The organism is Pelatocladus sp. (assembly GCF_059505505.1).
The window spans coordinates 14,635-39,934 of record NZ_JCACKS010000234.1 but is presented as its reverse complement, the minus strand read 5'-3'; the positions used below and the strand labels follow the sequence as shown (position 1 = coordinate 39,934).

Below are 25,300 nucleotides of genomic sequence, written 5' to 3'. Positions count from 1 at the left end.
TCCCCGTTTACGCTTAGGGTTAGGGTGGGGTAAAAATATTTTTGCAAGAGGTCTACTGTTTGATTTTATGAAGTCGTCTGAAAACGACTTGCGCTATTAGCAAAGGGTTTAAACTTTGCTTTACTTTAGCTATGAGATTGTGATTTCAATCTCAGGCAGTTTTTTTGGAACATTTGGGATGCTCCAGTTGATATCATTGGCGTGGCGGTGCGTTAACCTGCGGCATAACACACCCTACCATTTGGATATTTTGTTACAATCCTATTTAACTGATTAAGTGTCGCGTCAGGGCTATTATTTTTCAGATAACAATCACTCAAAAAAACTACCAGTTATCTTTTCTCAAAAGCCCACATGTTTTTAAGGATTGCTAAATATGTAATTGATATAATTACTTTAGTATTTGCAATTAATAAAATTATCTCAAGGTGGAGTTTCTCCAACTTCCGCTATCACATTGAATTTCAGGGAAAATAAATAAGCACTTCCTCGATTACTGTGACGGCTTACTTGCAGGCAGATTGTCAATGCTGCTGTAATCATGATGTGCAAAAACGCTTTACAAAAATTTTACATACTCCCAAGAGCATTTTGATGCAAATAATCATTTTAGTCTCATTCTCAATTTACAAACTTTTTTTGGTGAGAATATGAGTTTTTTTGGTAATTTTCATGAAATTTTCATTAAGTTAAAAATTTATGGACTCTTTAGGCAGTTTATTATAGTCAAATTAAGCAATTATAGCGATTATCAACCAATACGCTTGGTATAAGGATTTTTAGTACAGAAAATTGGTGTGTACCAGACGCGAAATTACCCTGCGGGATCTTGCTACGCCTCTCTACAAAAAATTGTGGGCTTAACACCAACTCATTTATGATTGCTATATATACACAAACAGCAACTAGAGAGGTAAAACAGAGAAAATCAAAAAGTTGGATATTGCCAAAATATTATGACCTTAATTCTCACTAATGATGATGGTATTGACGCCCCAGGTATCCAAGCACTCCGGGAAGCTGTAAACAAACTTGGTATTAGCAGTTTAGAAGTGTTTAATGGCAAATACCCAGCACCCAGTACTCCCTTATCAATAATCATAGCTGCTCCTAAAGATCATCTCTCTGGCTGTGGTCATCAAGTAACCACAACTAAACCGATACACGTTCACCATCGCTCAGATCAGGAGTATGCTATTGCAGGAACTCCTGCTGATTGCGTGAGAATAGGGGTTACACATATCTGTGAGCATGTCAAATTTGTCATCTCTGGCATCAACGCTGGTGGTAATTTAGGAGTAGATGCTTATATTTCTGGTACTGTTGCGGCGGTACGGGAAGCAGCAATGCTTGGTATTCCTGGAGTTGCAGTATCGCACTATCGCAAAGGTAAACTCAATGTTGATTGGGATGTAGCAGCAGGGTGGACAGCAAATGTTTTAGCTGATTTACTCAACCGTCCTTTGGAACCGGGAAGCTTTTGGAACGTGAATTTACCCCATCTTTTACCAGGAGAACCTGATCCAGAAGTTGTATTTTGTCAACCTTGTACTAAACCATTACCCATTAACTACCGCATAGAAGGTGATGAGTTTCATTATGCTGGCGTATATCAACAGCGCGATCGCACTCCTGGGAGTGATGTTGATGTTTGTTTTTCAGGCAAAATTGCAATTACCCAGTTGAAAGTATAAATCAGTTATCAGTTATCAGTTACCAATTTGATAACTGTTCACTGATAACTGTTCACTGTTCAACTGTCTTCTGGTGCTTCAATTAGTTGCATCAGACGGTCGAGATTTTTTGTCAATAGGGATATTCTTTGCAATGAATCGTCCTGTGTTTCAGCCAAAGTTTGTACTGCATCACATAAAGCTAAAATTTGATAGCCTTGCTGCTGCAACTGTTTTCCTTGTTCTTCAACTTGGGTGCTGAGATTATCCACTCTTTGAGCTAAACGCTCGATAGTTTCTGTAGTAGCGAGTACAGCTTCCCCAATTTGCTCAACAATTGATTCTAAGCGACCTACTTTTATTTCTGCCCCTGCTATAACCATTTATCTCGCTCCTCAATCTTGAGATCGCATTACACTAAATTTCTTGTTGCTTAATTTTTAAATAAGTTGAATACAGCAGCCGTTGCCACTTTTCATCTTAGTCTGGGATTTTTCCAGACTTCAACTAAGATAAGTTACACCCCTGAAGTACAAACTTTCAACTCGACACGATAAAAAACTAAAGTATCATTTTTATCCACCACGGAATATCATTTTTGACTTTGAGAGAAAGCAAACGCCAGATTTACTGCACGTTTTTAGTATTTAATTTGCCTTTTATACAAAGCAAATTCTTCTTTCTCTAACTTTAATCTCAATATTTCAGTGGAAAATTCTAGGCTGATATTTTTAAGTATCCGGGAAAACTGAATGTTTCAATAATAACACTCAGTTGATAGCAAATTTTAACACAACTACTTCTACTATCCACATCTAAAATGATTTTTCATCGACCATAAGATATATTAAATGTGCTTTATGTGAAATTTATAAAAAATGATGATCCCGATCAAATAAATGAAGATTAAGTGAATATACGGTTGTGATTGCATTTTTATAATAAAACTGAGTCTATAGTCAAAATATTAAGATACATAAAAACACTTTCTTTACTCAACACTCGGCTTGACAATGTACGAAATACCATTTACAACCGTTGTTGAAGGTGCAACCTCTAACACATGGGACTTATCTTTTTATACCCACCTCTCAGCAAAGTCCAAATTTAAGCGTTGCTTAGATATTCTGGGTAGCATAATTGGGTTATTTATATTAGCTCTTGTATTTATACCGATTGCGATCGCCATTAAGGTAGACAGTCCTGGCCCCATTTTTTTCACACAAAAACGTTACGGATTACACGGACGTCCGTTTTATATTCGTAAATTCCGCTCAATGCTTTCTGAAGCTGAACAATTAAAGTATTTAGTGGAAAACGAAGCTAACGGACTTATATTTAAAAATAAGAATGATTTCCGAGTAACCAAGGTCGGGCGAATTTTGCGAAGCACCAGCTTAGACGAACTACCACAATTTTGGAATGTCCTAGTCGGTGAAATGAGTTTAGTCGGAACACGTCCACCCACAAATGACGAAGTAGCACACTACAATCAACGCCACTGGCAACGTTTAAATGTTAAACCCGGTTTAACTGGTGAATGGCAAACAAGTGGTCGTTCCCATGTAAAAGACTTTGAGCAAATTGTCGATCTAGACTTACAATACCAGAAGAAATGGCATCCCTTATATGACTTATTTTTAATCGCCAAAACTTTCTATATTCTTGTTGGTAGAGTTGGAGCTTTCTAGCTAATACCATTTATACTGAGTTTTATAAAATACCAGATTTTTTCAGATAGAGACTCCATCTCCGTCTGATTTTTTATTTGATTATATTTAAAATTTTTTGACCAAGCCCCTCAAGAAGATTGATGGGGTTTTCCCTACACCCCTACACCCCTGTTGCTGACATCTATTCTTCAATAGTTTGACACATCTGTGAAACATTAGGGTTTTAAGTTAAACATATTCACATCAAGCTGGTGTTTATGTACTCAATAGTCAACCCCCTTCGGGGAATTCAAAAGAATTGTATTGCGGGCTTTTACGTCATTTTAAATGGTATGTTTATTTCCACGAAGCGGTACTAGTACTCTGGTAGATAAAAGTTTGATGCACAACATTACTTCCAAGTATTGAGTTTTAGTTTCTACAACAATTTATGAATAATACGATACCTCCAAAAAAAGAAGCTCATATTAAAACTAAAAACTCTAAATCTCAGTTTGATATGGTACGTACTTATCTTCATGAAATTGGGCGTATTCCTCTACTGAATTATGAACAAGAGGTTTTTTTGTCTAAACAAGTACAGCAGATGATAGCTATACTAGCTGTACAGGATAAATTGGCATTGCAGTTAAAGCGTGAACCCACACTACAAGAGTGGGCAAATAGTCTCAAAATGAGTGAAGAGCAATTACTTGATTTGTTAAATCAAGGTCAACAAGCCAAGCAGAAAATGCTAGTAGCTAATTTGCGATTAGTCGTTTCTATTGCTAAAAAATACCAAAAACGTAATCTAGACTTGTTAGATTTAATTCAAGAAGGTACTTTAGGTCTAGAACGAGGAATTGAGAAATTTGATCCAACAAAGGGCTATAAATTTTCGACTTATGCTTATTGGTGGATTCGCCAAGCTATGACGCGAGCGATCGCACAACAAGGACGTACAATTCGCTTACCTATTCACATCACTGAAAAACTAAACAAAATTAAGTCTACTCAACGAGAATTATCTCAGAAATTAGGACGTACCCCCAGCACAGCAGAAATTGCCCAAGCACTTGATTTAGAACCTGATGAAATTAGACAACACTGGCTTTCTGCACGTCAACCTATTTCTTTAGAAATGCGAGTTGGGACAGAATTAGACACAGAATTACAGGAGATGTTAGAAGACGATGGTTTGTCTCCTGAAAACTACACAATCCAAAAATCTCTTAATCAAGATATTCAAAACCTGTTATCCAAATTACCTCCTCAACAACAGGAAATATTGACTTTACGCTTTGGTTTAGTTGATGGAAATGAACTCTCATTAGCAGCAGTTGGTGAACGAATTGGAATGAGTCGGGAAAGAGTGCGACAATTAGAACAAAAAGCTCTGAATACTCTAAGAAGACATCAGAATAAACTTAGTTGCTATTTAGCTAGTTAGTAAAAACAGCAACTGTTTACTCTCTTGAAAATTGTGAACAGGGATTGGAGAAGGTGGGTTTCCCTCTGGAAATAAGGAACAACGGAGATTAGATAATGGATTTTCATGCTCTTTTTGTGGGCATGATTTTCGTTATTCTCTGTATTGAAAATATTATTTATTTTTCTGATATAAAAATATTGAAAGTTGCATAAAATATAGATTTTAATGTAATTTTTGATTATTATCTTTGTTAACGCTGAAAACTTAAGCTCATAGTTTATAGCGTTCAGCAAGTTCATTTTTTGGAAAGATCATGAATAAGAAATTAGCATTAGCTTTGCTTGCCAGCCCTACCATTTTCACTTCTTTATTATCTGTAATCGGAATAGTAAATCCTGCTCATGCGGCTTCACCAGTAATTCGTCTCAAAGACGGAGAAGCGTGCATCAGACATCCTCACGTTAGTTATGATCGCTTTGTGTGTATGCGGACTTCCAAAGTAGATCCCCGTTATTCTACTGCATCTAAATTCAATGCAGTCAATTTTTCAAACGATAAGGTAGCAATGCTAAACTTTACTGAAGATGAAAGCGATGCTGCACTCGCTACATTTGGTTGCGATTGTCCTTATTGTATGAATGCTCTACGTGCTTTGCGTGGTCAAGCACCTGTGGTTTATTAGAATCTTAAAGTGAATGCGATCGCATAATTAGGGAAGGCATATATAAAGTAATAGAGATGTTGCATTGCAACATCTCTATTTATTACAAAATATCTATAATTAGACCATCAGTTCAGTTTTGGGATGTCAAATTTTGGCGTAGCCCTAAACCAATTAATACACCAAATATGACAATAACAGTCATATAACTTAGAGCGATAAATCGGGTTATTAGAGGTGGTGCAACTCCCTCTACTTCAATTTCTCTTTCTAGTCGTAAAGGTGAAAATTGACGAACTGCATTCGTCAAAGAAGAGATTTCTATTTCCAGTTTATGGGGTGCGCCATCAAAAAACTGTTGCTGCCATGTAAATTGCCCTGTGGTATCTGGAATAGCTTTGTAGGAAAAAGCAGTCCATCCATTTTCTAGTTGGGTGGTTTTGATGTTTAAAAGTATATCCTTGGCAGGCTGATTAGTTTTTTGATCAATAACTTTCACTCCCAATGTGGCAGTTTGTCCCACAGTTGCACTCTTATCTCCCAAAATTTGTGCCTGCAAACCACCTTGCTGTACTATCCCAGAGTCACTGATGCTAGGTGTATGCTGGATCGTATGAGAATGGGCAACTTTTGCACTCAGGTTAATCACTAACATGGCAATTATTGCCACTATCATTGCCACACTCAACAATAATCGTACTCGTTCAGGTGCAATTTCTCCTGGTTGAATCTTTTGCTGTCCTCCAATCACCCAGCCACCACCAAATCCGACAACCAATAAAATTACAGCTAAAATACCGAAATTGCGAAACTTCACCCAATTTTCTGCTACTGAGAGTGTCAGAGTTTGTTCAATTGGGTTGAAAGCATTTGCCACATTAGGAGTAACATTAACTTGGAAGTGATACTTACCTCGAATTGGTAACATTTGCTGCCATTGCAGTTCACCTTTAGGGGCATTGGCAGTCATCTCCAGAAGCTTTGTACCTTCCACAATAGGAAAATCCGTCGTGAACCAAGGATTTTTGGATGGAGTTAAAATCTTCAGGTTTATCTTGGCTTGTTCTAAAGGTTTACCTGCACCATCTACTGCTTGCAGTTTCAGCTTTACAGGTGATTGAGGTGAACTAGCTTCAGCTTCAAAAGGTAATATCTGATTAACAGGTGGTTCTGTTGTTAACCGTATAGTTGGCTGAGGCGACTGCGAGAAGCCAATTAAACTATATAAAACCACACTCATCAGACAAGCAAAACTGATGAGTGCAGAAAACTTAAATTTTGACATTTTCACCCTGAGTTTATTTATTGCAAGGCGATGCGAGTAGATTTTAGTGGCAACTTACCATCAAAGTGTGGTGACGCAAAGAGTGGGCGCTATTGTGAACTGCGCTCAGAGTACTAAAGTAAACAGTCCAAAGTGTCAAAGCAGAGAGTGAGACATAAAGTGTTGCTTGCACAGGCTTAGATAAAGTTATCTGGGCTGTCTTTTGCCAAACCGAAGGATGAGCTTGTGTATGCATTATCTACCTCGCATAAAATCTAGAACAGTTTGTTAAGTAGCTGAATCTAGTAGTTAATTCACATTTATACACTTTTTGATTGCAATAGTTGTTATAAATCTCTTACTTTTTGCGAGCGATCGCAATAGCTACTTTAAGGGCTGTACTGCTTCGCAGAATCCGTAGGGTAGCTCTTAGTACAAAATCATTAGTCCAGTACTAGTTCCTTGGCTCGTTGATCGTTGCACAAATGTTCACCTCTGCTAGCATTGCGCGGAATTGGTTAAATGCAAGTTACTTTTTGTTAACTTTTGTAATATTTTATGATACTTTAATGATTGAGAGATAAGTTATATCACCCAAATGCTCTCCTTGTTATGTTTTTGCCAGTTGCAAACCTAGTAAGGTAAATTTTTTTATGCCGTTTACTATTGACTCAGCCCGTGGTATTTTCCCAAAAACTCTATCTGCTGATGCAGTACCAGCCACGATCGCTAGATTCAATCAGCTCAGTGCTGAAGACCAACTAGCATGGACTTGGTTCGCTTATCTTGAGATGGGTAAAACTATCACGATTGCGGCTCCAGGGGCTGCTAGTATGCAGTTTGCAGAAGGAACCTTGAATCAAATTCGGCAAATGACTTTCTCTGAGCAAACGCAGGTTATGTGTGACCTAGCAAACCATGCTGATACACCGATTTGCCGTACTTACGCTACTTGGTCTGCAAACATCAAGCTAGGATTCTGGTTTCAGCTTGGACAATGGATGGATCAGGGTATCGTTGCTCCAATCCCAGCAGGCTATCAGCTTTCTGCTAATGCTTCAGCAGTGCTGCAAGCAGTTAGAGAACTGGATCAGGGTCAACAAATTACAGTCTTACGCAGTGCTGTGGTAGATATGGGGTTTGATCCAAGCAAGTTGGGTGACTATAGCAAAGTTACTGAACCTGTTGTTGCTCCCAAAGAAGTATCACAGCGAACTCAAGTCACCATTGAAGGCATTGACAATCCAACGGTGCTGAGTTATATGGACAATTTAAATGCCAATGACTTTGGAGCTTTGATTGATCTGTTCGCGCCTGATGCTGCTCTGCAACCTCCTTTCCAAAAACCAATTGTTGGTAGAGATGCGATTCTTCGATTTTTTAATGAGGAATGTCAAAACCTCAAATTAATGCCGGAGCGAGGCGTTGCGGAACCCGCAGAAGATGGCTACACCCAAGTGAAAGTCACTGGTAAAGTACAAACTCCGTGGTTTGGTGCTGCTGTGGGAATGAATATGGCTTGGCGATTCTTGCTCAATCCTAAAGGCAAGATTTTCTTTGTAGCAATTGATTTGCTGGCTTCTCCTAAAGAACTTTTGAATTTAGTTCGGTAGGGAAAGCTCAGTGTAAGTAAGCCTGACTAATTGCGTGAGCGCTCTGTAGTAAGGGCGCTCCGTTATTTGAGATAGATGGCACAAGTTAGTATAAAAAATGACCATATAGATTTTAGGGTTAATGAAGCAAGTGAGTGACGCTGAGTGGTCTAAGACTGAGAAAGAAGTAGCTCAACAAGCCTTCGAGAGAGCTTATGAGCGAGAAATCAATACTTTGATCAAGGAAGTTCGCGAAAAAGCAAGTGCGATCGCAGAGCTTGATCATATATGGCAATTACACAATTTCTTAAGTGCAAGGAGACACGAGATAGATGGTAAGTACGACTACAGATATTCAGTTCTCATCTTTGTATTTGCGAACTTGGTTAAAGAAGGTTGGCTACATCTCGATGAACTAAAGGGATTGAATACAGATAAGCTGACTAAAATAGCAGCTCTTACCCGTATATAATTGTTATTCGTTTAGTAATTGGTATTAGTCATAGGTGGCAATTTCCTAAGTTCACAATACCTAATATCAATTAACTGCTTTTTCTTAACAAATGAGTATTTGACTTTGAGTTTGAAATTGAGTGTATAAAATAGCTCTTGCTTTTGATGTCACAATTGAGGACTTGATAGAAGTTTTGGAAGAGTAGTGGTTTGTCAAGTTTGAATTAAGGCTTTGTAGTAAGCACTTTAGTGCTTAAAAAATAAGGACTTAAGTGCTTACTACGAACTTTCTTATCCATCAATTTAAACTTGACAGAGTAGTAAGGTTAATTGTCAATAAAATTACACAAGTAATTTAGTGCGTATAATACTAGTTATTATATTTACCAACTAAAATTCAATATTGAGATTTTACGCAAAACTCCTGTCATTGAAGAGTTACTTCAATTTCTTCAATGTTTACATGAAACAGCAACCCTTTGGCAACAAGTTGTAATAACTTTCTCTCAAAAACTTCTCAAACTTCCGTACACCAACACTTGATCCAAAAACGCCTGACATTTTTGTCAGGCGTCTTTTTGCAAAATATTAAACAGAGCAAGTATTTGCAATAAAATCTACAGCCCCTCGGTTTGTTCAGTAGAAATCACATTTACTTGTGTACTAGCAACTGTTTTAGCTTGCAAAGTTGGAATATCGGTGACGGAATTGTTAGCCAAGGTAAATAATGGATTCGACAAAATTCCAGCAATTGTAGTGGCGATCAAAGTAGTTATCAAACCCACTTGCAAAGGTCTAAACCCAGGCAAATTCCAACGAATTTCAGGATAATTCTTCACAGCGTCGGACATTTCTTGGGGTTCTTTAACCACCATCATTTTCACTACGCGAATGTAGTAGTAGATGGAGACAACACTAGTAATTAACCCCAACAAAACTAACCAGTAAAGACCAGCTTGCCAACCAGCCCAGAATAGGTAAATCTTTCCAAAGAACCCAGCTAAGGGCGGAATACCACCCAACGACAACAGGGAAATACTTAATCCCAAAGTCAACAGTGCATCTTTCTGATACAAACCAGAGTATTCAGCAATTTGGTCAGTTCCCGTCCGCAGAGAGAAGAGAATCACACAAGTAAAGCCGCACAGGTTCATAAACAGATAGATCAACAGATAAAATATCATGCTGGCGTATCCTGCTTGGGTGTCAGCAATCAAGCCAATCATCACAAACCCTGCTTGGGCAATGGATGAATAAGCTAACATCCGTTTCATACTGGTTTGTGCTAAGGCGACGACGTTACCCAACACCATACTCAGCACAGCTAAGGCGGTGAAGACAAACTTCCACTCTTCGGCGACAAGAGGGAAAACATTTGTCAGCAAACGAATAGCCAGGGCGAAACCAGCAGCTTTGGAACCGACAGACAAAAAGGCAATGACTGGGGTGGGTGCGCCTTCATAAACGTCTGGTGTCCACTGGTGGAAGGGTGCGGCGGAGATTTTAAAGCCAATACCTGCAATGGTAAATACCAGGGCAATCACTATACCCAATGATTGAGACAAGTTAGCTGTGGCGATACCATTAGCGATCGCACTAAGTTCTGTTTGTCCACCAGACAAACCGTACAGCAAAGAAACGCCATACAAAAATACTGCTGTACTCGCAGCACCAATTAACAGGTACTTTAGTGCTGCTTCATTAGAACGGGGATCGCGCTTGGTATAACCAGTCAGCAAATAAGAGGAAATACTCAAGGTTTCTAGCGAGATGAAAATCATCACTAGTTCATTCGCCCCTGATAAAAACATTCCTCCCAAGGTAGCTGTCAGCAAAATCGCTATGAATTCCGCTAAAGGGGTGCCACTTTGTTCAACGTAACGAATTGACATCAAAATTGTCACAGCTGCGGACAAAGCAATAATGCCGCGAAAGACAATACTGAGGTTATCACCGTTGAAAGCACCGGCAAAGAATAGGGGATTGACATTATCCCATTTAAAATAGAGGGCGACTATGGAAGCAAACAAACCTGCGATCGCCAGATATCCAATCCAGCGTGAAGAACTGCGCCCCAAAATCAAGTCCACTATCAAAACCCCCAAGAGGGTGATGATGACAATTCCCTCTGGTAATATCGTTCCAGCATTCAACTGGGATGCAACATTAGCAAAATCCATGAGCTGTATAGGTTTTGGCTATTAGACATTTAAGGAATCAACTGTGTTAATTCTATTGTGTTTTTAACTAAAGTTTCGCGAATATGTCTGTATTACGAGATCAATACCATCAAATTAATTTATCCTTAAGTTTGTTATTTGTTGGTTGTTAGTAGCTGGTTGTTAATTTTTGATTTTTTATAACCACTGCAAGAGCGTAGACGCGCTTTGCACGGCTTCTCATAGAGTACGGCCGTTCGCCCCTATCCACTAACAAATTTCAAAATAATAAGCAGACCAGTATATAACTGAATCTGCTGTTCTGGCGTAATTAGACCTCTGTGAAAACTAATGTAGAGACGCGTAGCAAGATCCCCCAGGGTAATTTCGCGTCTCTACAAGGATTTTGGGTAACGCAGAATTAATTTCTGGAGATGTCTATTATATTGCGCTTGGCGAATAGTTATAATTTATGCCTTTTGGCAATTGCTCTTCAGATTGAGCTTTATAAGTTCATTCAAAACTTAATAGCGTCGAGAGTATCCACCAGTGTTAGCTTTTCCCCAGCTATTACCGTTGGAACGCCCGCCTTTTTCCTCCCGTGGTCTGGCTTTATTAACTTTCATGACGCGACCTTTCCATTCGGCACCATCCAAAGCATTAATAGCAGCCGTTTCTGCTTCTTCCGATTCCATTTCTACGAAACCAAAACCTCGTGAGCGACCCGTTTCCCGATCCGTGGGAAGTTGAACTCGCGTCACAGTGCCATACTCTGAAAATACGTCGCTTAAGTAAGATGCTAAATAAAGCCTTTTCTATATTAGAAATTCAACTAACTTTTTGATTAAAATATAATTTTTGTGTTTTAGTTCCAATACTGATTGGATAAAACAAATTGATTAACATTTCAACTTTATGGAGACCGTAAAATTACGGTCTCCATAACCCCCAAATTGTGATATCAAACTGCAATTTGGGTTACTAACCTAATTTTTCTAAAATTCCGTATTAAAAAGGTTTGCTCACAACAATAAAAATAGACTTTCAATGCACCATAAAACTAATGGTGTATAACCATGCAACATGTATGAAAGATTTGCAATAATAAAAACTCCAACAGCAATCATGCAATATACGAAAAATGCTTTTCAATCTGCTACATATCGCCAACCTTGAGGCTGATATTCTCGCTGAATTCGGATCATCCACGTACCTTGAGGGATAGAAATCGCTTTATGCTCTTCGTGAGCAAGCGTTGCCTCTTTTGAATAGACACGCAAGTAGAGAGTGTGATCTTTTTCGTATAATTCCGCCTGTCCCTCAATGATGCAGTGCTTGTGTCCGGTGACTTCGCCTTCCGCTAAAGTTAAATGTGGTAGCTTTTGTCCTTCGATTTGCTGTATGGTGTGCTGTACAGGCAGTAAAATCACATCGCCTTGACGAATTGGTTGCATGTCTTTTTCTCCCACTGAATCATACGCAGACCGCATTTGCATTACAGATTCTTACAAAATTTAGTTTAATTTTGCCACAACCTAGAGAAAAGAGTAGAAAAATGGAGAAATGGGTAAGGTGGAGAGGTGGAACGAGTATAGACATGCTCTAGTCAACTACCTACACTGACTTCCCTCCTTTCTCTTCGGGTTACGCCCAAAATTGGTTGGAGGACGCAACAAATCAATCCCGCAATTCCTCCACACACCGAATCAGAGATTACGGTCTGGGACTCCTTGCGGGGTTAGTTGAAGCTTCTGGTTCGATCTCAGGCGTTCTTGTAGGATAGGGTGGAGTGTGAGGTGTGCTTGGAGTGGGCATCGAGCATTGACCATTACTCAAAAACTGCAATTTTCAAAATAATAGTCGCCAAATATGCCTCAGATAAGTTAAAGATTGAAATAACTGGAAATTCGCAGTTGTGCTTACCCCACCCTTTGGGAAATACTACTTGCGGACATGGCAAATGCCTGACGCTGGAATTTTAGGGGATTACTTTGCGAGTAGTTTGTGTGAGGATGAAATCACATACTTCTAGTGACTGATAATCTTGACATTTACCTCCCAATTATTTCAATTTGACTGTTTAGTGACTATTTAGCTTCGCAGCTATTCTTTTTTTTAAATTTCCATGTCAACTCTTGTCATCGTCGAATCTCCGACCAAAGCTCGTACCATTCGCAACTACCTGCCAAAAAGCTATCGGGTAGAAGCATCTATGGGTCATGTGCGTGATCTACCCCAGTCGGCTAGCGAAATTCCCGCCAATGTCAAAGGGGAAAAATGGGCGCAGCTAGGGGTTAATGTAGACGCCGACTTTGAACCACTGTATGTCGTTCCTAAGGACAAAAAGAAAGTTGTCACCCAGCTCAAAGACGCTCTCAAAGACGCATCTGAGCTGATATTGGCAACAGACGAAGACCGAGAAGGTGAAAGCATCAGTTGGCATTTGTATCAATTGCTCAAGCCAAAAGTGCCAACTAAGCGGATGGTGTTTCATGAAATTACTCAAGAAGCCATCAAAAAAGCTCTGCAAAACTGCCGCAGTATAGACGAGCAGTTAGTTCGCGCCCAAGAAACACGGCGAATTCTGGATCGACTAGTGGGTTATACCTTGTCTCCTCTGCTGTGGAAAAAAATTGCTTGGGGATTATCTGCGGGTCGTGTACAGTCCGTAGCAGTGCGGTTGCTGGTGAGCCGAGAACGGGAACGCCGTGCTTTCAAACAAGCGACATACTGGGATTTGAAAGCTACTTTGACCCCTTCGCCAACACAAAAGAGCAAAGAGCAGTCCTTTAGTGCTGTACTTGTCACCTTGGCAGGAACCAGACTAGCAACTGGTAGCGATTTTGACTCTCACACAGGGAAAATAGTCGCTGATCGCAAAGTTGTGTTGCTCAAACAAGCCGAAGCTGAAGCCCTCAAACAACGCCTGAGTGATCAAACTTGGACAGTTACAGATATCGAAGAACGTCCAGTCACGCGCAAACCTGCACCACCGTTTACGACTTCCACTTTGCAGCAAGAAGCAAACCGCAAATTGCGGCTTTCGGCAAGAGATACAATGAGGGTCGCTCAAAGTTTGTACGAACAAGGGTATATTACCTACATGCGTACAGACTCAGTGCATTTGTCGGAACAGGCTATAGCAGCTGCCCGTAGCTGTGTAGAACAACTATACGGTAAGCAATACCTTAGCCCCCAAGCGCGACAGTACACTACCAAATCAAAAGGCGCACAAGAAGCCCACGAAGCCATTCGTCCGGCGGGTAGCACCTTCCGCACCCCCCAAGAAACAGGCTTGAGCGATCGCGAACTCAGACTCTACGATTTGATTTGGAAACGAACCGTCGCTTGCCAAATGGCTGACTCTCGCCAAACCCAAATCACGGTGCAATTGCAAGTGGAAGATGCTGGGTTTCGTTCTTCTGGTAAACGCATCGATTTTCCTGGCTATCTACGCGCGTACGTCGAAGGATCTGATGATCCCGAAGCTGCATTAGAAGACCAAGAAATTATTTTACCTGACCTCAAAGTTGGGGAACATCCTGATTGTCAAGACTTAGAAACAATCAAACACGAAACCCAACCCCCAGCTAGGTTTACTGAAGCGACTTTAGTCAAAACCTTAGAAAGCGAAGGCATTGGACGTCCTAGTACCTATGCCAGTATTATTGGCACCATTATTGACAAAGGTTACGCCCAACTAACTAATAATGCCTTGATCCCCAGCTTCACTGCTTTTGCTGTGACTGAACTGCTAGAAAAATACTTCTGTGATGTCGTTGATCCCAGTTTTACCTCCAAAATGGAGCAAACCCTAGACGATATCGCTACTGGTGAAGCTCAGTGGCTACCGTACTTGCAGAAATTTTATCTCGGAGAGCAAGGTCTAGAAACACTAGTCAAACAAAAAGAAGACCAGATTGATGCTAACCAAGCTAGAACTGTTGAACTAGAAAATATAGACGCCAAAATCCGTATTGGTAAATTTGGCCCCTATATCGAAGTTGAAAATGGTGATGATGTCATTACAGCATCAATTCCTAGAGACTTGACTCCTGCTGATCTTGATCCCCAAAAGATAGAAACCTTGCTCAGACAAAAAACCTCTGGACCAGACGAGGTAGGACGTCACCCCGAAACAGGCGAACCCATTTATTTACTCATAGGACCCTATGGACCTTACGTTCAATTGGGTGACAAGTCTGAGGAAAATCCTAAACCAAAACAAGCTTCTTTACCCAAGAATGTTAAGCCAGAAGATGTCACCTTAGATATGGCTGTTGGTCTTTTATCTCTACCACGGACATTAGGCACACATCCAGAAACAGGAGCAACTATTCAAGCAAATTTGGGACGCTTCGGCCCTTATGTCGTGCATAATGCCAAGGAGGGTAAAGACTATCGCTCCCTTAAAGCAGGTGACGATGTACTGACAGTTTCTTTTGATCGTGCATTAGAGTTATTGTCTGAGCCGAAAAAAGGACGCAGTGCAAGTAGTAAATCTAAGACAGCTTTACGGGAATTGGGAACTCACCCAGAAGATAACGAACCTGTGAACATCTATAATGGCCCATACGGACCTTACATCAAGCACGGCAAAACTAATGTCAGTCTCCCAGAAGATACATCACCAGAAAATATCACGCTGGATACAGCATTAGAGTTGCTAGCAACTAAAGCATCAAGCAGCAAATCCACTCGCAAAACTACTAAATCAACAACTAAATCCACAACTAGTTCTCGTAGCAAATCAACAAAAGCTAAATCGTCAACAACAAGTGCCAAAAAAACTAGCTAAATGCAATAGTTAAATGAGTGAACAGTAGCTGTCGCAGTTATCAGGCCTATCTTGGGGGTCAGATAAGCGCAACCAAATCCTTCCACCGAATTGCTGGGGACTTATACCCAATAATGAAGACTGAATAACTGTTAATAGTCAATGGTGCATAGTCCACAGTCTTTACTAATGACTGTTGTATGGGCGAAGCATTGAGGTAATATTTTGATGAACTAACTGAAAATATTACTTATCAAATGCTTTGCCCCTACTGACTATTGCTCTCAATACACAAACAAAAGTTCCACAATCTCTGATTACAACAAATCTATCGGAAATTCTTATAGATTTGGGATTTTGGATTTAATATTTTGGTTTATTAAATATCTAGCAGGTAAACTTTTGAGCTATTCATTATGTCGCAATCAGTTTTCAAGTTGGTATTATATCTCCACTTGTAATTTATTTGAAAAACAGTTTTAGAGCCATAATTACGGCTTAATTTGACGAAAATAGACCTTTGCTCTGCTTTATTGTTTGCTCTATTTTAATAATATTTACCTGTCAAAAAATCATTTCTCGTATATCCCAAGCCTGTAGTCCCTTGCCCCTGTTTTCAAAAAAAGCTATCTTTAGTCAGATGAGCCGTCTATGTGAAGGATGTGATACTCTAAAAAATAACGGAGAAAATAATACTATAATTTTAATAAAGTGGCTCAACCCGGAGTACGGGAATATAAATTGTCTGATCGAAAGCCAGAGTGCAAAAAAAGCTAAGTTTCTCCGTAGCTGGTAACCGAAAAAATCGAGTTAGTATTTCAGGAGCGGTCAGTCCAATGGACTATATTGAAAAGGTGCTAGAAAAGGTTAAGGAATTGGCCCGTAAGCTGATTGAAGCCCTTTTAGGGCCAGAAGCAGAGCCGGAACCGGAGCTAATTCCCATTCCTGTAGATGATCGCTCGCGCCATCGCTAAGAGAGCAAAAGTGCAGGAATTAAAATTAAGCCCCTTAAACGTTCTAGTGCTGCATGGTCCAAACCTGAATCTGCTAGGACGGCGAGAGCCTGGGATTTATGGCTCCTTAAATATGACTGAAATTAACCGCCAGTTAGAAGCGGAAGGACAAAAACTGGCAGTGAAAGTACTTACCATGCAGTCAAATCATGAAGGGGTATTGGTAGATGCGATTCATGATGCCTTGGGAAAACACCAAGGCATTTTGATTAATGCTGGAGCCTACACCCACACCAGTGTAGCATTGCGAGATGCGATCGCTGCTGTAAATCTACCTACAGTGGAAGTACATTTAAGTAACATTTATAAACGAGAAGAGTTCCGTCATCACTCCTATATTGCCCCAATTGCCATTGGTCAAATTAGTGGTTTTGGAGCGCAAAGTTATATCCTGGGATTACAGGCATTAGCGTCTTATTTAAGACAAGATATACTTGGTTTGTAGTTAGTAGTTGGTCAGCAACAGGGGTGTAGGGGAAACCCCATCAATCTTCTTGAGGGGCTTGAAACAAGGACACCATTAACCTCGTACTACGTAAGTAGGTTAATATTTTTTATATTTTCCATTAATGAATTAAGGGGCTTGGAACGGGTGAACTTTGAGGCTATATATACCCCTACACCCCTACACCCTTACACCCTCACACCCGCCCCAAAGGGGCTTGGTAATTGGTCATTGGGAAAAATCTATCCCCAATTCCCAATTCCCAATCCCCAATCCCCAATCCCCAATCCCCAATCCCCAATCCCCATTAACTTATGCATTATTCTCTTGTTAGCCGCACTAGAGGCACTATACTAGGGGCTTTAATTGGGGAAATTTTAGCCTTGGAAGGCGAGCAGATGCAAAAGTTTGCATCTAGCTATTGGCAAAAAATGATAATTCTGGGTGCTGAAAGTTTAATCGAACTGGGTAGATTTGATTTAGATGATTGGAGTAGGCGTCAACAACAATCAGGAATTATTATTGAAAACAATATACACGCTTCATTACAAGTAATTTTGTCCACACTACCAGTCACATTGTTTTTTCATGAACATACTGTCAAACTGCGACAAAATTTGCTAAATATAGTCAAAATTTGGCATAGTGACCCAGTTATAGAAGATTGGACTCTCGCAGTAGGGTATGCGATCGCTCAGTCTTTCACAGAAAAACTTACTCCCGCTACCCTGATTCCGCAAATTATTGGCTTTTTGGGAGAAACAACCACATCTGTGCCACAGATTTTATTGAAATTACATAATTTGTTAGAAAAACAAGCTGGATTAGAAATAATACAAGCTGAGTTCTGTACAGAAGAAAAGCTCAATTATAACCTAGGAATTGCTTTTTACTGCTTTCTTAGTAGTTTAGAAGACTTTCGCCTTTCAGTTTTACGAGCTACTCAAGTGAACTCACGTTCGGTTTATCTCAGTACAATTACTGCTGCTTTATCAGGAGCCTATAACGCTACAACAGGTATTCCTGTCAGTTGGCGGTTTTTACTTGTCAAAAATAGTCCGGCACAATGGCAAACAACCGACTTACCCCAGATGCTAAAATTAGCTGATATACTTGTGGCTACTTGGTCAGGAGTGTATCATTCTACTTTGAACCAAGGTGAAGTGAGAGCGGAATGGCCTATAATTTTAAGTCACGCCTCCCTAGAGGCGATCGCAGCTCCCCGTGTAATTCGACTGCGTTAATCTCACTTCTGAGTTGAAAATAGGAATCAGGGATCAGGGATTGGGGATTGGGGATTGGGGATCGAGGATAAGGAAGAGGTTTTCATTATTAGTGATCAAATTTTTTAATTGGGACTACTTTACTTATCGTGCGAAGTATAAACTATAAAAATTATCTATTACAATAAATTAATTTTTAGTAAAAAAATATACTATATAAAGGGAAAACATTAGAATTCAATTCGGATTATGTAGGTAGCAATTGTGGCAAGCGGGCTTCAAGTGTTTTTCCCCAAAGCAATCAATCAAGTAAGCAACTGCGGTCATAAACGATGAAAACGCAGCTATTTTTTCAATCGTTGACTCAGCGATTTATTCACTGGAAGCGACTTTCCAAAGCCCTACACCGTTTACATTTATCAAAATCAAATGTGAAAGGCAAATATAACAAACAAAGAGCGCCACACTCAAAGGCAACTACTCGTTGTCTACCTGGAAAATCTTCTCCTGTTGTTTTCATAATTGCAGTGGTGTCTCTGACTGGTGTAATGGGGCAAAAGTTATACAACCAACCCCAATTAAAGATGGACACTATTGCACCAGATACCATTCGAGCGCCCTACAGTAGCCTGATTGAAGATACAAACAAAACAGAAGCACGGCGCAAAGATGTTAGTAAAGCATTTGTGCCAGTGTTGATGGTTGATGAAAACACTAATAATCAAATCAAGCTTAAATTACAAAAACTTCTAGCTAGGGGTAATGAAATTCGAGCTTCTGCCGGTTCTTTTCCTTTTTTTGATACTTTTATTTTGTCCGTTTCTAGTCAGCGTTATCTGCGCTCCTGTGCTGACTCAGAATGGCAAGCCCTGCTAGTAGCTTTAGAACATACCAATGAACAAAAATCAGGAGTATTAACTCAAAAACTCAAAAACATTTTCATCAAAACAAAACAAAAAAATCAAAATCTCAATACGCCAAGAGTTGGAGACGCTGAAAATGTTTCCATACCATCACATCCAGAGCGTACCGTGTCTTCCTCGGAGTCAAAGCCTTCCTTACTCAACGTAAACTCCAAGCCAGAAGTCAAACCCATTGATTTGTTCCAAAGTGCGGAATTTACACAAGCAATGGCAGAATTAGAAGCTTATCGCCTGAAGACTTCTACACAAAAATTGGTTTCACTCTTGGATAAAGTTTCTCAAGCACGCCAAGGCTACACCCAAGCCACGAGCAAATTGTCACAACTGCTGAGTGAAAACCCTAAAAGTGTCTACGAAGCAACTTTCTTCCTGAATTTATCTGATGAAGAGTGGGCAAAAACCCAAAGAGGAATTCAGGAAAGTGCAGAGCGGATTTTAGCTCAAGGTATACCCCCAGGACTACCTCCTGCTATCTTACAAAATGCAGTCAATTTGCATGTGCATAACTTGGTGCCAAAACAAGCAGAATCTTTTGCCCAGAAACTGCTAGTGGATGTTTTGGAACCGAATCTCAAACAAGATGAAGAACAAACCAAATTACAAGTAGCAATGGCGGCTGCGGAAGTGAAGCCTGTTGTTGTGGCTGTAGAACAAGGTGAAGTCATTATCCGCAAGGGCGATCGCATTACAGGCTGGCATTTAGATATATTGGAACATTATCACCTGCTGCGTCGGGAAATTAACTGGCTGGGATTGCTATATTTGGCGGGAACTGTCAGCAGTGGCGTCGGAATTTTCACTTTAGTTGAACGAAGTATTAAATATCGATGGCGACAAAGCGATCGCATGTTGGTATTGTTGCTGACTTTGAGTACGCCTTTGGTACTCACAATGGGTACACCTTACACAACTTGGAGCGGTGTAGGTTTATTGCTGGGTAGCTTTTATGGTGCAACTGCGGGTGTGACAGTGGTAGGGCTACTGATAGCATTATTAGGCATGAGCCTAGAAATCAGTAAAATTTCGCTATTGGCAGGTGCTGCTGGAGGATTGTTAGGCAGTTGCATGGCCCATCGCTTGCGATCGCGTGAAGAATTAGCACTCTTAAGTGTGGCGATCGCTTTAACTGAAGGTGGTGTTTACCTACTGATTCAAATCTTCTTAGGTGCAGCATTTGGCCCTTATTTTTATGTTGTACTCAAAGAAGCAGGATTTTTTGTCTTATCTGGTTTAGCTTGGAGTGTTGTGGCGTTAGGGTTAAGCCCTTATTTAGAAAAATTATTTGATTTAGTTACTCCGATTCGCTTGGCAGAACTAGCAAGTCCTAACCGTCCTTTATTAAAAAAACTGGCAACACTTGCTCCTGGGACTTTTCAGCATACGCTATTTGTCGCTACTTTAGCTGAGGCTGCTGCTAAAGAATTAGGATGCAACATTGAATTAATCAGGGCTGGCACATTATATCATGATATTGGCAAAATGCATGACCCTCAATCGTTTATTGAAAATCAAATGGGGGGGCCAAACAAGCATGATACAGAAATAAAAGACCCTTGGCATAGTGCTGACATCATTAAAAAGCATGTGAGTGAAGGTTTAGTAATGGCAAGAAAACACAGTTTACCTTCCTCTATTCAAGCTTTTATTCCAGAACATCAAGGCACGATGCAAATAGCTTATTTCTATCATCAAGCTCAACAGATGGCTAAAGAAGATCCTAGCTTGACAGTAGATGAGGCAGAGTTTCGCTACGATGGGCCTATTCCTCAATCACGGGAAACAGGAATTGTCATGTTAGCAGATTCCTGTGAAGCAGCATTGCGATCGCTCAAAGATGCTAGTTGTGAACAAGCTTTGGTGATGGTTAATAATATTCTTCGTGCCAGATGGAAAGACAAGCAATTGGTAGATTCAGGGCTAACACGCGAAGAAATGACTAGAATTGCCGAAATTTTTGTAGAAGTTTGGCAACAATTTCATCATAAACGTATTGCTTATCCCAAGTTGAAGCCTGGAAATTAATTGTAGAGATGTTGCAGTAGAGACGTTGCAGTAGAGACGTTGCAGTGCAACGTCTCTACAAGCCCAAAATTATGACTAAGATTGCAAAGCCAAATCAGGTTGTTCAGCTTCTGCTTGTTGCTGTTCCTCTTCTTCAGGCAAGCCTAACATTGAGCGATACAGTTTCACATACTGTTTAGTAGAGCGATACCAACTAAAGTCTTGACACATACCACGTTTTTGTAAATCTTGCCAGTAATCTTTATATTGGAAGCCTTCCCAAGCGCGAACCATACAGGTGAATAAATCTAATGGTTCATAGCGGTCAAAACAATAACCAGTACCACTATGATGCGCGGGGACATGGTGGGATACAGTATCCACTAATCCCCCGGTACGGCGGACAATGGGTATGGAACCATAACGCAAAGCCATCATTTGGCTAATACCGCAGGGTTCAAAACGGCTAGGCATTAAGAAAGCATCGGAACCAGCATAGATCCGACGGGCTAGGGCATCATTATAAAGTAAATAGGTTTTCATGCGTCCAGGGAAGCGCGATGCCATTTGCCATAATTGGCTTTCGTAGTAGCGATCGCCTGTACCCAATACGATAAACTGGGCATCGGTATAAGACATAAACCGATCCAGTATATTCAGCACTAAATCAATACCTTTTTGTTCTACTAGGCGCGTCACCATCCCCACTAAAAAAGCATTCGAGTTAACTTCTAACCCCACTTCTTCTTGTAAAGCGATTTTGTTAGCTTTGCGCTTGTCGATGGTGTCGGTGGTAAAGTTTTGAGCAATGTATTTGTCAGTTGTGGGGTCGTAAACTTCTGTATCAATCCCATTGACAATTCCAGATAATTTACCACTGATGAAGGACATTAAACCTTCTAAAGTTTCGCCATAGGTAGCTGTTTTGATTTGTTCAGCATAAGTCGGGGAAACAGTTGTCACCCTCTCAGCATATTGCACTGCCGCAGCCATGGTGTTGTGTCCTTGCATATACCAAGGACACCAAGTAATTTTCTCTAAATACCAGCGCCACGGCCCTTGATATGCCAGGTTATGAATTGTGAACACACTGGTGATATCAGGAGACTGGTGCATCCAAACGGGAATCATACCTGTGTGCCAATCATGACAATGAACAATCTCTGGCTTCCAGTAATTCCAGCAAAACTCGGCTGCACCATTGGCAAACAAAGTAAAGCGCCAGTGTTCATCTTCTCCAGAGTAGATACGGCGAGGCCAAAAAGCTGGATGTCCAAATAGGTACAGTGGCACATCAGTACCAGGTAGAACACTTTCGTAAACTGTAAAGTCTTGGAACATGGCATATCCATGCCAAATAGGGTCTTTGGGAATCTCCATTTTGTCTGGCAGAAAGCCGTAGTAAGGCATGAAAATCCGCACATCATGCCCCATTTTTTTCAGAACTTTAGGTAGTGCGCCAACGACATCACCCATTCCGCCGACTTTCGCAACGGGAGCTGCTTCTGCTGCAACAAATAGAATCCGCATGGTAATTTTTGCTTCCCCGAATTTGCCTACGTGTTAAAATTTACTCTGCTAAACTGCCAGTTAATTCTGGTATACATATTTAGCAACTGCAATTTTTCTTAATACCATCACAATAACAGTTATCAGTGACCAGTTCTCAGTAGATGTAACTGTTCACTGACAACTGATAACTGTTCACTGATTTAAGAGCCACGTTGGATTTCGGCAAAGATTTGCTCCAAAATTTCCTGCGCCCCTTGTCCTCGCATTTGCTTGGCTAGTTGTGTGCCTAGTTGTTCTGCATCTTTGGTTTCGCCAGAAATGGTGTCTTTGACCACTTTTTGACCATCGACACTGGCAACAATACCTGTTAATGTTAAATTAATACCATTTGTTTCAGTATTTACACCAATGGGGACTTGACAACCACCTTCGAGTTCCCGCAAAAAAGCGCGTTCTGCTAAACAGCGATCGCGTGTTTCCGGGTGTTCAATAGCTTTGAGCAAGGATATCAGTTCTGCATCTTCAGCCCGACATTCAATACCCAATGCACCTTGACCAACGGCGTGCAGAGAAATTTCTTTGGGGAGAACTTGATGAATGCGATCGCCCATTCCCAAACGTTGTAACCCAGCTACCGCCAAAATCAAAGCATCATATTCACCTGCATCTAGCTTGGCCATGCGTGTGTTCAAGTTACCACGTACATCTTTAAATGCGAAATGGGGGAATTGATGCCGTAACTGTGCTAAACGTCGTAAAGAAGATGTACCAATCACTGCCCCTTCTGGCAAGGTGTCAATTTGTTTGTCTTTGTGCTTTTCATGCACCACAAGCGCATCGGCGGGATTTTCCCGTTCTGTAATTGCTGCTAGAACCAAACCCTCTGGTAAGCGAGTCGGCAGATCCTTGAGAGAATGAACAGCAAAGTCAATCTCCTGATTGATCATTCCCAGTTCGAGTTCTTTGGTAAACAGTCCTTTATCACCAATCTTGGCTAAGGCGACATCCAAGATTTTGTCGCCGTGAGTGGCCATTGTGTGGACTTCAAAATTAATATCTGGAAAACTTTTTTGCAGTTGTTCTTGTACCCAATAAGTCTGAATCAGAGCAAGTTGGCTTTTACGAGAACCAATGCGGATTGTACGGCTCGGACTGGAAACCACTGATGTCATAAATCAATTATGTCAAAGGGCAGAGATAAATTCACTTCATCTAGACTACCGCAGTGGGTGACGTTCGGCGTTGCACTCTGCCGATAGCTATTAAGTTTCTTTTTTTAGCTTTACTTATCTTTACAAGTTTTGTTATTTGTAACCAGTATTAAAAATACTATCGTAAGGTGGAAGCTTTAATTCTACAGATGCGCTAAAAATTAATTTGATAACTTTTAATATTTAAATGAATCGCAATATATGAAACGTTCAGCCTGCCTCATCTTTAATCCAGTTGCAGGTCAGGGTGACTCTGAGCAAGAACTGGCACAGATTCGAGCTTTGTTAGAGCCAGAAATTGACCTGGATATCCACTTCACAACTGAAGATATTTGTGCCGATGAACTAGCCCACGAAGCAGTGGAAAGGGGAGTAGATGCCATTATTGCTTCTGGAGGAGATGGTACTCTCTCAGCAGCAGCTGCTGCTGTGGTGGGTAGTGATATTCCGTTTGGCATTATTTCTCGTGGAACAGCAAACGCTTTTGCCACAGCTTTAGGAATACCAGACACAATTGAAGGTGCTTGCAAAACAATTTTGCAGGGTGGGACACGAATTGTAGATACTGCCACTTGCAACGGTTATCCCATGGTACTGCTCTCAGGTATTGGCTTTGAAGCAGAAACCGTGGAAAAAGCAGATCGGGAATCAAAAAATCGTTTTGGTTTCTTGGCTTATATCATCGCTGGATTTAAACAATTAAGTGAATTTCAGTCATTTGATGTAAAAATTGAAACTGAAGATAAAGTAATATCCACTTGTGCAGCAGCAGTCACAGTAGCAAATGCTGCACCTGCGACATCCGTTTTGGCGCAGGGACCAGCAGGACTGATTGTAGATGATGGATTTTTGGATTTAACTATAGTAGCTCCGGTTAATAGAGCAGCTGCGATCGCAGCTACGTTTCATTTGTTTCAGACTGCTTCTACGGGTAATCCAGCCGAAAGAAATGATATTGGCTACCTACGAGCTAAAAAATTTAAAATTACAACTGACCCACCTCAAAAAGTTGTTGTTGATGGTGAAGTTTTAGGAAAAACTCCAGTTGAAATTGAGTGTCTACCGACAAGTTTAAGAGTTTTTGTACCACTCTTGGAACAAGAACTTCCGCCTCTAGAAAAATTAGAGGGATTACCAAACTTAAGTATTCAGGTCAAACAAACCGATAAACCTCTTGATTTTGGGGTATTGTCACACCCCTTCCAATCTGATCTAATACAAGGGAGACAAGGGGATAACAAATGACCAATGACCAATGACTAATGACTAATGACTAATGACTAATGACTAATGACTAATGACTAATGAC

Annotated in this window: 18 protein-coding genes and 1 pseudogene; 11 read left to right on the top strand and 8 right to left on the bottom strand. The window is 40.5% G+C overall.

The genetic code is table 11. The features are described from left to right. Window positions 1-956 precede the first annotated feature (956 nt). Window positions 957-1,694, top strand: coding sequence for a 5'/3'-nucleotidase SurE (surE, locus tag AC5JMK_RS23015; RefSeq protein WP_096676035.1), 738 nt, complete (start codon window positions 957-959; stop codon window positions 1,692-1,694). Window positions 1,695-1,753: 59 nt separating this feature from the next. Here the strand turns inward: surE and AC5JMK_RS23010 are convergent, their stop codons facing one another. Then, window positions 1,754-2,056 (bottom strand): hypothetical protein, encoded by a 303-nt coding sequence (locus AC5JMK_RS23010; protein WP_495911113.1) that lies wholly within the window; start codon window positions 2,054-2,056, stop codon window positions 1,754-1,756. Between the two features lie 630 nt (window positions 2,057-2,686). Between AC5JMK_RS23010 and AC5JMK_RS23005 the strand changes: the two genes are divergently transcribed. The 3 genes from AC5JMK_RS23005 (at window position 2,687) to AC5JMK_RS22995 (ending at window position 5,439) form a co-directional block, all read left to right on the top strand. Then, a complete protein-coding gene (locus AC5JMK_RS23005) occupies window positions 2,687-3,364 on the top strand; it encodes a sugar transferase (RefSeq protein WP_096676037.1) in 678 nt (225 codons plus the stop codon). Between the two features lie 412 nt (window positions 3,365-3,776). Then, a complete protein-coding gene (locus AC5JMK_RS23000; RefSeq protein ID WP_096676038.1) occupies window positions 3,777-4,775 on the top strand; it encodes an RNA polymerase sigma factor, RpoD/SigA family in 999 nt (332 codons plus the stop codon). 295 nt (window positions 4,776-5,070) lie between these two features. Next, window positions 5,071-5,439 (top strand): hypothetical protein, encoded by a 369-nt coding sequence (locus AC5JMK_RS22995; RefSeq protein WP_096676039.1) that lies wholly within the window; start codon window positions 5,071-5,073, stop codon window positions 5,437-5,439. A gap of 112 nt (window positions 5,440-5,551) precedes the next feature. Here the strand turns inward: AC5JMK_RS22995 and AC5JMK_RS22990 are convergent, their stop codons facing one another. Continuing rightward, window positions 5,552-6,703, bottom strand: a complete 1,152-nt coding sequence (locus tag AC5JMK_RS22990; protein WP_096676040.1) for a hypothetical protein — start codon at window positions 6,701-6,703, stop codon at window positions 5,552-5,554. Window positions 6,704-6,746: 43 nt separating this feature from the next. Continuing rightward, complete coding sequence (locus AC5JMK_RS22985; protein WP_096676041.1) at window positions 6,747-6,938, bottom strand: CbtB domain-containing protein; 192 nt, start codon at window positions 6,936-6,938, stop codon at window positions 6,747-6,749. 397 nt (window positions 6,939-7,335) lie between these two features. Here AC5JMK_RS22985 and AC5JMK_RS22980 point away from each other — a divergent pair, with 397 nt between their 5' ends. Next, window positions 7,336-8,295 carry an orange carotenoid-binding protein gene (locus AC5JMK_RS22980; RefSeq protein ID WP_096676042.1) on the top strand — a complete coding sequence of 320 codons (960 nt, stop codon included), beginning with the start codon at window positions 7,336-7,338 and terminating at the stop codon, window positions 8,293-8,295. A 121-nt stretch (window positions 8,296-8,416) separates the two neighbouring features. Continuing rightward, complete coding sequence (frp, locus tag AC5JMK_RS22975; RefSeq protein ID WP_096676043.1) at window positions 8,417-8,746, top strand: fluorescence recovery protein; 330 nt, start codon at window positions 8,417-8,419, stop codon at window positions 8,744-8,746. Window positions 8,747-9,344: 598 nt separating this feature from the next. On the opposite strand, the gene AC5JMK_RS22970 is transcribed toward frp, so the two are convergent. The 3 genes and pseudogenes from AC5JMK_RS22970 to AC5JMK_RS22960 all read right to left on the bottom strand — a co-directional run bounded on the left by AC5JMK_RS22970 (window position 9,345) and on the right by AC5JMK_RS22960 (window position 12,340). Further along, window positions 9,345-10,907 (bottom strand): NAD(P)H-quinone oxidoreductase subunit N, encoded by a 1,563-nt coding sequence (locus AC5JMK_RS22970; RefSeq protein ID WP_096676044.1) that lies wholly within the window; start codon window positions 10,905-10,907, stop codon window positions 9,345-9,347. Window positions 10,908-11,410: 503 nt separating this feature from the next. Beyond that, window positions 11,411-11,677: pseudogene (locus AC5JMK_RS22965) on the bottom strand (RNA recognition motif domain-containing protein); the annotation flags it as partial. 357 nt (window positions 11,678-12,034) lie between these two features. Beyond that, window positions 12,035-12,340, bottom strand: coding sequence for a DUF8820 family protein (locus AC5JMK_RS22960; protein ID WP_096678968.1), 306 nt, complete (start codon window positions 12,338-12,340; stop codon window positions 12,035-12,037). Between the two features lie 671 nt (window positions 12,341-13,011). On the opposite strand from AC5JMK_RS22960, the gene topA reads away from it, so the two are divergent. From topA to AC5JMK_RS22940, 4 genes are all read left to right on the top strand, one after another. After that, entirely contained in the window at window positions 13,012-15,684 is a 2,673-nt protein-coding gene (topA, locus tag AC5JMK_RS22955) for a type I DNA topoisomerase (RefSeq protein WP_096676046.1), read from the top strand. 930 nt (window positions 15,685-16,614) lie between these two features. Next, the gene (gene aroQ / locus AC5JMK_RS22950) at window positions 16,615-17,121 is read left to right on the top strand and encodes a type II 3-dehydroquinate dehydratase (protein ID WP_495911112.1); all 507 of its coding nucleotides are present in this window, start codon (window positions 16,615-16,617) and stop codon (window positions 17,119-17,121) included. A gap of 314 nt (window positions 17,122-17,435) precedes the next feature. Beyond that, entirely contained in the window at window positions 17,436-18,365 is a 930-nt protein-coding gene (locus AC5JMK_RS22945) for an ADP-ribosylglycohydrolase family protein (RefSeq protein ID WP_495911111.1), read from the top strand. A 311-nt stretch (window positions 18,366-18,676) separates the two neighbouring features. Next, the gene (locus AC5JMK_RS22940) at window positions 18,677-21,289 is read left to right on the top strand and encodes an HD family phosphohydrolase (RefSeq protein ID WP_495911110.1); all 2,613 of its coding nucleotides are present in this window, start codon (window positions 18,677-18,679) and stop codon (window positions 21,287-21,289) included. Window positions 21,290-21,364: 75 nt separating this feature from the next. Here the strand turns inward: AC5JMK_RS22940 and glgA are convergent, their stop codons facing one another. Continuing rightward, window positions 21,365-22,798, bottom strand: coding sequence for a glycogen synthase GlgA (gene glgA / locus AC5JMK_RS22935; protein WP_096676049.1), 1,434 nt, complete (start codon window positions 22,796-22,798; stop codon window positions 21,365-21,367). Window positions 22,799-22,980: 182 nt separating this feature from the next. After that, window positions 22,981-23,952 (bottom strand): hydroxymethylbilane synthase, encoded by a 972-nt coding sequence (gene hemC / locus AC5JMK_RS22930; protein ID WP_096676050.1) that lies wholly within the window; start codon window positions 23,950-23,952, stop codon window positions 22,981-22,983. Window positions 23,953-24,192: 240 nt separating this feature from the next. Between hemC and AC5JMK_RS22925 the strand changes: the two genes are divergently transcribed. Then, window positions 24,193-25,236: a YegS/Rv2252/BmrU family lipid kinase gene (locus tag AC5JMK_RS22925; protein WP_495911109.1), complete on the top strand. Its 1,044-nt coding sequence runs from the start codon at window positions 24,193-24,195 to the stop codon at window positions 25,234-25,236. The last annotated feature ends 64 nt before the right edge of the window (window positions 25,237-25,300 follow it).

Excerpts from the sequence above, each read along its gene's own strand:
- glgA (WP_096676049.1), bottom strand. The coding sequence starts at position 22,798 with ATGCGGATTCTATTTGTTGCAGCAGAAGCAGCTCCCGTTGCGAAAGTC.
- AC5JMK_RS22940 (WP_495911110.1), top strand. The coding sequence starts at position 18,677 with ATGAAAACGCAGCTATTTTTTCAATCGTTGACTCAGCGATTTATTCAC.
- AC5JMK_RS22980 (WP_096676042.1), top strand. The coding sequence starts at position 7,336 with ATGCCGTTTACTATTGACTCAGCCCGTGGTATTTTCCCAAAAACTCTA.
- AC5JMK_RS22985 (WP_096676041.1), bottom strand. The coding sequence starts at position 6,938 with ATGCATACACAAGCTCATCCTTCGGTTTGGCAAAAGACAGCCCAGATA.
- hemC (WP_096676050.1), bottom strand. The coding sequence starts at position 23,952 with ATGACATCAGTGGTTTCCAGTCCGAGCCGTACAATCCGCATTGGTTCT.
- AC5JMK_RS22945 (WP_495911111.1), top strand. The coding sequence starts at position 17,436 with ATGCATTATTCTCTTGTTAGCCGCACTAGAGGCACTATACTAGGGGCT.
- frp (WP_096676043.1), top strand. The coding sequence starts at position 8,417 with ATGAAGCAAGTGAGTGACGCTGAGTGGTCTAAGACTGAGAAAGAAGTA.
- aroQ (WP_495911112.1), top strand. The coding sequence starts at position 16,615 with ATGATCGCTCGCGCCATCGCTAAGAGAGCAAAAGTGCAGGAATTAAAA.
- topA (WP_096676046.1), top strand. The coding sequence starts at position 13,012 with ATGTCAACTCTTGTCATCGTCGAATCTCCGACCAAAGCTCGTACCATT.
- AC5JMK_RS23000 (WP_096676038.1), top strand. The coding sequence starts at position 3,777 with ATGAATAATACGATACCTCCAAAAAAAGAAGCTCATATTAAAACTAAA.
- surE (WP_096676035.1), top strand. The coding sequence starts at position 957 with ATGACCTTAATTCTCACTAATGATGATGGTATTGACGCCCCAGGTATC.
- AC5JMK_RS22925 (WP_495911109.1), top strand. The coding sequence starts at position 24,193 with ATGAAACGTTCAGCCTGCCTCATCTTTAATCCAGTTGCAGGTCAGGGT.
- AC5JMK_RS22970 (WP_096676044.1), bottom strand. The coding sequence starts at position 10,907 with ATGGATTTTGCTAATGTTGCATCCCAGTTGAATGCTGGAACGATATTA.
- AC5JMK_RS22995 (WP_096676039.1), top strand. The coding sequence starts at position 5,071 with ATGAATAAGAAATTAGCATTAGCTTTGCTTGCCAGCCCTACCATTTTC.
- AC5JMK_RS22990 (WP_096676040.1), bottom strand. The coding sequence starts at position 6,703 with ATGTCAAAATTTAAGTTTTCTGCACTCATCAGTTTTGCTTGTCTGATG.
- AC5JMK_RS22960 (WP_096678968.1), bottom strand. The coding sequence starts at position 12,340 with ATGCAACCAATTCGTCAAGGCGATGTGATTTTACTGCCTGTACAGCAC.
- AC5JMK_RS23005 (WP_096676037.1), top strand. The coding sequence starts at position 2,687 with ATGTACGAAATACCATTTACAACCGTTGTTGAAGGTGCAACCTCTAAC.
- AC5JMK_RS23010 (WP_495911113.1), bottom strand. The coding sequence starts at position 2,056 with ATGGTTATAGCAGGGGCAGAAATAAAAGTAGGTCGCTTAGAATCAATT.